This window comes from Pseudomonas sp. G5(2012) (assembly GCF_000408945.1).
Classification (GTDB): domain Bacteria; phylum Pseudomonadota; class Gammaproteobacteria; order Pseudomonadales; family Pseudomonadaceae; genus Aquipseudomonas; species Aquipseudomonas umsongensis.
In genome coordinates this window covers 1-7,065 of sequence record NZ_APIO01000123.1, presented here as the reverse complement: position 1 = coordinate 7,065, position 7,065 = coordinate 1, and the positions used below count along the sequence as shown (strand labels likewise).

The 7,065-nt window shown below is 64.1% G+C and carries 6 protein-coding genes; all 6 read left to right on the top strand.

Annotated features, from left to right (window positions below; genetic code table 11):
- Positions 1 to 187: 187 nt before the first annotated feature.
- The 6 genes from PG5_RS28770 to PG5_RS28745 are packed head-to-tail and all read left to right on the top strand — an operon-like array spanning position 188 to position 7,039.
- Positions 188 to 1,147, top strand: coding sequence for a MoxR family ATPase (locus tag PG5_RS28770; protein ID WP_020800601.1), 960 nt, complete (start codon positions 188 to 190; stop codon positions 1,145 to 1,147).
- A gap of 5 nt (positions 1,148 to 1,152) precedes the next feature.
- Positions 1,153 to 2,097: a DUF58 domain-containing protein gene (locus PG5_RS28765; protein WP_020800600.1), complete on the top strand. Its 945-nt coding sequence runs from the start codon at positions 1,153 to 1,155 to the stop codon at positions 2,095 to 2,097.
- Entirely contained in the window at positions 2,094 to 2,588 is a 495-nt protein-coding gene (locus PG5_RS28760; RefSeq protein WP_020800599.1) for a DUF4381 domain-containing protein, read from the top strand. The genes PG5_RS28765 and PG5_RS28760 overlap by 4 nt, the downstream gene beginning before the upstream one ends.
- Positions 2,581 to 3,660, top strand: coding sequence for a VWA domain-containing protein (locus PG5_RS28755; RefSeq protein WP_020800598.1), 1,080 nt, complete (start codon positions 2,581 to 2,583; stop codon positions 3,658 to 3,660). Before PG5_RS28760 ends, PG5_RS28755 begins: the two co-directional genes overlap by 8 nt.
- Entirely contained in the window at positions 3,657 to 5,390 is a 1,734-nt protein-coding gene (locus PG5_RS28750; RefSeq protein ID WP_020800597.1) for a VWA domain-containing protein, read from the top strand. The genes PG5_RS28755 and PG5_RS28750 overlap by 4 nt, the downstream gene beginning before the upstream one ends.
- The gene (locus PG5_RS28745; protein ID WP_020800596.1) at positions 5,387 to 7,039 is read left to right on the top strand and encodes a BatD family protein; all 1,653 of its coding nucleotides are present in this window, start codon (positions 5,387 to 5,389) and stop codon (positions 7,037 to 7,039) included. The genes PG5_RS28750 and PG5_RS28745 overlap by 4 nt, the downstream gene beginning before the upstream one ends.
- The last annotated feature ends 26 nt before the right edge of the window (positions 7,040 to 7,065 follow it).

The window sequence follows — 7,065 nt, the reverse complement described above, 5'->3', positions numbered from 1 at the left end:
GACGCAGAGCGTCCCGGGCTGCGTTCCCACGCAGAGCGTGGGAACGATCTGTACAGTTTTGCCAGTCATTTCCCACTCTTTGCACAAAATGCCGTTAGTCGCCGCCCCCCGCGATGGATTAAAGTAACGCCCCCAGCCCTGGCGTTATATGAACGTCTTCGGTCACCCTTTCCAGGAACAGTCATCGATGGAACATCGTGAAGCGCTGCTCGCGCTGCGAACCTTTCTTTCAACGCAGATTCTCGGCCAGGAAAAACTCATCGAGCGCTTGCTCATCGCCCTGCTTGCCGACGGCCACATGCTGGTAGAGGGTGCTCCCGGCCTGGCCAAGACCAAGGCCATCAAGGAATTGGCAGAAGGCATCGAAGCGCAGTTCCATCGCATCCAGTTCACCCCCGACCTGTTGCCAGCCGACATCACCGGCACCGAGATCTACCGTCCTGAAACCGGCAGCTTCGTGTTCCAGCAAGGCCCGATCTTCCATAACCTGGTGCTGGCGGACGAAATCAACCGCGCCCCGGCCAAGGTTCAATCGGCCTTGCTCGAAGCCATGGCCGAGCGCCAGGTCAGCGTCGGACGCAGTACCTATGAGTTGTCGCCGCTGTTCCTGGTGATGGCCACGCAAAACCCCATCGAGCAGGAAGGCACCTACCCGCTGCCGGAAGCCCAGCTCGATCGTTTCCTGATGCACGTGAAAATCGGCTTTCCCGATGCCGCCGTCGAACGACGAATCCTGCAGCAGGCCCGCGGCGAAGCCCTCAATGGCGAAACCAAGCCTGAACGCCGGGTCAGCCAGCAGGCGATCTTCGCCGCGCGCAAGGAAATTCTCGGCCTGTACATGGCCGATGCCGTGGAGGAGTACCTGGTGCAACTGGTCATGGCCACCCGCACCCCGGGCAAGTTCGACCCGGAAATGGCCGAGTGGATTGCCTACGGCGCCAGTCCTCGCGGCTCGATTGCCCTGGACCGCTGCGCCCGGGCACACGCCTGGCTGGCCGGGCGCGACTTTGTCAGCCCGGAAGACATTCAGGCAGTGTTGTTCGATGTGCTGCGCCATCGCATCATCCTGTCGTTTGAAGCCGAGGCTGCCGGGATCGACCAGGATCGGGTGGTCCAGCGCATTCTCGACGTCGTTGCTGTCGCTTGAGTCCGATGAACGCCCTCCTGCCGCCCCAGCCGGGCATCCGCGTCACGCTCGCCGAGCTGATCGAGATGCGCCACCGCGTGCGCGAAGTGCAGCTGTTCTCCACGCCGAGCCAGCGCAGCCCGCTGATCGGCCTGCACCACTCCAAGCTGCGGGGCCGTGGGGTGGATTTCGATCAGGTGCGGGTTTACCAGGCCGGCGACGACGTGCGCACCATCGACTGGCGTGTGACGGCGCGCACCCAGGAACCCCACACCAAGCTGTTTCATGAAGAACGCGAGCGGCCGATCTTCATCATGGTCGAGCAAAGTCGGCGCTTGTTCTTCGGCTCGGGGCTGATGTTCAAGTCGGTGCTGGCCGCCCAGGCCGCGAGCCTGATTGGCTGGGCCGCGCTGGGGCATAACGACCGGGTCGGCGGCCTGGTGTTCGGCGACAACGAGCATTACGAAATCAAGCCAAGGCGAAGCAAACAGAGCCTGCTGCAGTTGCTCAACCGCCTGGTACGGGTCAATCAGTCGCTGCACACCGAAAGCGAGCCTGATCGCGATGCGTTTGGCATTGCCTTGCGCCGTGCGCGCGAAGTATTGCGTCCTGGCAGCCTGGTGATTGTGATCTGCGATGAGCGTGCCTTGTCCGGCAACGCCGAACAGCAGCTGAGCCTGCTGTCGCGCCATTGCGACCTGTTGCTGCTGCCAGTATCCGATCCGCTGGACCATGCCCTGCCCGCCGCCGGGCTGTTGCGCTTCGCCGAGCGTGGCGCACAACTGGAACTCGACACGCTCAACTTCGACCTGCGCCAAACGTACCGTGCCCAGGCCGAAGACCGCATCGCCCGCTGGGAGTTACTGGCGCAGAAGCTGCGGGTGTTGCTGATGCCGTTGAGCACGCAAAGTGAAATGGTCGAGCAATTGCGTGAGTACCTCAACCCACAGAAGCCGGGAAAAGGTCGATGAACGGTCTCGAGCAACTGCAGCCACTGATTTTCCCGCCCCCCGTGGACTTCTGGCCACCGGCCCCGGGCTGGTGGTTACTGCTGCTGTTGCTGCCGGCCATCGGTTTCGGCCTGTGGAAACTGCGGCACCTGTGGCCAGGCAAGCCGCCGGTCGCGCCCGTCGAACAACCCCTGGACCCGGTGCGCGTGGCCGCACTGGCGGAACTGGCGCGCATGCCCAAGCCTTACGACGGTGCGCCCGCCGGTGCCTGGCTGCAGCAGCTCAATGGCCTGCTCAAGCGCCTGTGCCGCAACCATTATCCCTACAGCCAGAGCCATACCCTCAATGGCCGCAAATGGCTGGCTTTTCTCGATAACCGCTGCCCCGCTGCCGGCCTGACCCGTTGGATGGTGCTGGTCGAAGGCGCCTACAAGCCCGAATGCAAGCTCGACGACAAGGCCATCGCCGGCTTGACCCAGGCAGTCGACACCTGGATTCGCAAACATGTTTGAGTTCGCCTGGCCGTGGATCTTCGCCCTGCTGCCGTTGCCCTGGCTGATGCGGATGCTGTTGCCGGTAGCCGACAGTGGCGAACCGGCGCTCAAGGTCAGCTTTCTCAGCGACCTCGAAGGCCTCGCTCGCCGCCGGGCCCGCGCCAACCTGCCCGCCTGGCGCCAACAGGCACCGTTCCTGCTGCTCTGGTTGCTATTGCTGAGCGCCGCTGCGCGTCCGCAATGGCTCGGCGAACCACTACCGATTGCTGCCAGTGGGCGCGATCTGCTGGTGGCGGTGGATGTGTCCGGTTCGATGGACTTTCCCGATATGCAGTGGCAGGGCGATGAGGTCAGCCGCCTCACGCTGGTCCAGCATTTACTTGGCGATTTCCTCGAAAGTCGCGACGGCGACCGGGTCGGCCTGATTCTCTTTGGCAGCCGGGCGTACGTGCAGGCACCCCTGACATTTGACCGGCATACCGTGCGCGTCTGGCTCGACGAAGCGCGCATCGGCATCGCTGGCAAGAACACCGCCATCGGCGACGCCATCGGCCTGGCCGTCAAGCGCCTGCGGCAACGTCCGGCGCAAAGTCGCGTGCTGATCCTGGTGACCGATGGCGCCAACAACGGTGGCGAAATCGACCCGCTCACCGCCGCACGCCTGGCGGCCAGGGAAGGCGTGAAAATCTACCCGATCGGTATTGGCGCGGACCCGGAACAAAGCGGCACACCGGGTTTCCTGGGGATCAATCCGAGCCTGGATCTTGACGAACCCACCTTGAAAGCGATCGCCGATGCCACCGGCGGCCAGTACTTCCGCGCTCAAGATGGCAAGCAATTGCAATCGATCAAGGCCACCCTCGACCAACTCGAGCCTGTGACCCAGCAACCGACCCAGGCCCGCCCGGCCCAGGCGTTGTATCACTGGCCACTGGCGCTGGCGTTGTTGCTGAGCATGCTGCTGGTGGCTCGCGTGCTGTGGCCGGACAACCCGCTGCAACGACTGTTTACCAAGGATTTGTTCTTGCAAACGCAATTGCCTGACTGGCGCCAGCGCCTCAATCGGCTGCGCCTGCGGAGGCGCCGATGAGCGCACTCTGGCCGTACTGGTTCCGCCCGTGGTGGCTGCTGTTGCTGCCACTGCTTGGCTGGTTGCTCTGGCAACTGTGGCATCGGCAGAAGCGCGCCGGGCGCTGGCAGATGATCCTGCCACCGGCGTTCCATGCGGCGTTGCTCAGTGGCGGCAGCGGCCGCGAAAGCAAACTGCCGTGGGTTGCATTGGGCGTGGCGTGGTTGATCGCTGTGCTCGCATTGCTCGGGCCGAGCTTTGCCCGCGTAGAGCAGATCAGCCAGAAACCCGCCGATCCGTTGGTAGTGATCCTTGAGCTGACGCCGCAGATGCTCGCCACCGACGTTCAGCCAAACCGCCTGGAACAGGCCCGGCGCAAACTCTTCGACCTGCTGCAGAGCCGCAACGATGCACAGACGGCGATCGTCGTCTTCGCCGGCAGCGCCCACACCCTGGTGCCGCTGTCGGACGACCTGTCCACCAGCCGCAACCTGCTCGATGCACTCAAGCCGTCGTTGATGCCCGAAGCCGGACACCGTGCCGACCTGGCGGTGCTCAAGGCACTGGCACTGTTGGAACAGGCAGCACTGGGCGACGGCCGGATCCTGTTGATCGGCACCAGCCTGAGTGAACAGGAGCGCCTGGGCATCAGTCGCGCCTTGAGCGGCAAATCGACGCAATTGCTGATGATCGGCATCGGTACCACAGAAGGTGCGCCCATTACCCAGGAAGATGGCAGTTTCCTCAAGGATGAACAGGGGGCGATTCTCGTGTCGCGCCTGGATGAACCCGGCTTGAAAGCCTTCCTCAATGACCTGGACGGACACTACCGCCACGCACGCCTGAGCGACGCTGACCTGCGCGCCCTCGGCCTGCTCGACGGTCCGCGCAACTTGCGCAACGACGGCCAGACACTGCGTCTCGATACCTGGGCCGACCAGGGCTACTGGTTGCTCTTGCCACTGCTGTTGCTGGCGGCCTGCGCCGGTCGTCGCGGCTGGTTGCTCTGCCTGCCGCTGTTGCTGATGCTGCCGCAACCGGGCTATGCGTTCGACTTTCAGGACCTGTGGTTGCGCCCCGACCAGCAGGGCTTGCACTTGCTCAAGCAGAAACGCCCGGCCGAGGCTGCCCGGCACTTCGAAGATCATCAGTGGCAAGGCGTTGCCCTCTACGAAGCCGGCGACTACAGTGGCGCCGCCCAGCGGTTCGCCGAAGGCAACGACGCCCATGCCCACTACAATCGTGGCAACGCCCTGGCCAGGAGTGGCGAGCTGGAAGCGGCACTGGATGCTTACGAGCAAGCCCTTGAACGCCAACCGGACCTGCGTCCGGCGCTGACCAACAAGGCCTTGGTGGAGAGCCTGCTCAAGCAGAAGGCCGCAACGCCACCCCCTGACAAAGCCGCCGATGAGGCGACCAGCGATCTCGAGCAGCAAGCACCACCCAGTGACGCTGCGCAACCGTCGAAAGCCGGTGAGCCCGAAACGGCTGGCGAACCAACGCAGGCAACCACCGAGCCCTCCGCCACCACGCCCCCGCGCCCTGGCACCAATGAGGTTCCGGGAAGCGAACTGGGAGACGAACAGCACACCGTTGCGCCCATGCGCCCGGCCAGCGACAGCATCGACGGCGAGCAGCAGCAGGCACTGGAGCAATGGCTAAGGCAAATTCCGGATGATCCGGGAGAATTGCTCCGGCGCAAATTCTGGTACGAACAGCAACAACATCAGGATCAGGGAAAAACTCGATGACCCGCTTCACCGCCTTCATGCTTGTGCCGCTGCCCGCCTTGCTACTCTGCGTCGTGCAGACCCAGGCCGCCGAGCTGGTTGCCAGTGTCGACCGGGCTCGACTGAATTCCGGCGAGACGGTCGAGCTGACCCTGGAATCCAACGACGTGACCCAGTTCGGCAAGCCCGACCTCACATCACTTGAGCCACTGTTCGAAGTACGCGGCACCCGCCAGGTCAACCAGCTGAATACGCTCAATGGCGACAACCAGGCTACTACCCGCTGGATCATCACCCTGCTGCCCTTGCAAAATGGCACCGTGGTGATCCCCGCGCTCAAGCTGGGCGACGTGCAGAGCCAGCCGATCACCGTGCAAGTGATCGAGAGCGACCCACAGGCGAACCCGGACAAACAAGCGCCGGTGTTCATCGACGCCAGCCTCGATCAAACCAGCGTGTATGTGCAGGCCCAGGCCATCCTGACCTTGCGCATCTACCATTCGGTATCGCTGTACGACGACAGCAGCCTGCCGCCCTTGCAAATTCCTGACGCCCGCATCGAGCAATTGGGCGAATCGCGCACCTACGAGAAAGACATCAACGGCATACGCCACGGCGTCATCGAGATGCGCTACGCGATCTACCCGCAACACAGCGGCGAGCTGATCATCCCGGCGCAAATATTCAATGCCGCGCTGGTAGACGCGCAACCCGTCCAGGACGCCAGCGCCCAGGCGCCGAAATCCGGCAAATTGATGCGCGTCAGTTCCGGCCAACTGCTGTTGACGGTCAAGGCGAAACCCGTCACCTACCCCGCCGACCTGCCCTGGCTGCCGGCTCGCAGCCTGACGCTCAGCGAAAGCTGGAACCCGGAACCGGAACACGTTCAGGTCGGTGACTCGCTCACCCGCAGTCTCACGGTGAAGGCCGAAGGCCTGGGCAGCTCGCAACTGCCGCCGCTGCCTGGCACCGAGGCCAGTGGCTTGCGACGCTATCCCGATCAACCGGTGCTGGGCAACCAGAACAGCGAGCGAGGCCTGGTCGGCAGCCGCGAAGACCGCGAAGCGCTGGTGCCTTCGCGCAGCGGCGCCATAGAGTTGCCTTCGGTCGAAGTGGTCTGGTGGAACACCTTCGAAGACCATCTGGAGCACACCAGCCTGCCCGCCCGGACCTTGCAGGTGGCCGCCAATCCAAGTTTGCTGGTCGACACCCCGGCCGGCACCTCGGCACTCGACAGCGGCGCCAGCAACGAAACCCTCTGGCGCTGGAAACTCAGCAGCCTGATCCTAGCCTGCACCACCCTGCTGGGATTCGGCCTCTGGTGGCGGGCGCGCTCGCAACCGGCCATCCAGCGCGCGGCACAAACCGGCCCGAGCCCACGCACCGTGCTCGACGACCTCAAGCGCGCCTGCCAGGCCAACGACCCCCACGCCACCCGCCAGGCGCTCGACGCCTGGGCCCGCCAGCAACCGGAAACCCTGGCCGACATGGCCGCCCGCTTCGTCCCTCTGTCCGACGCCCTCGACGGCCTGAACGGCGCGCTCTACAGCGAAACCGGCCAGCACTGGCAAGGGGAAGACCTGTGGCGGGCGATTCGTACGATCCCGATAGCCGAACGGGTTCAGGACCCGGTTGGGGACAGTGGGTTGCCGCCACTTTATCCGAAGTAACACCCCCTCTGTAGGAGCCGGCTTGC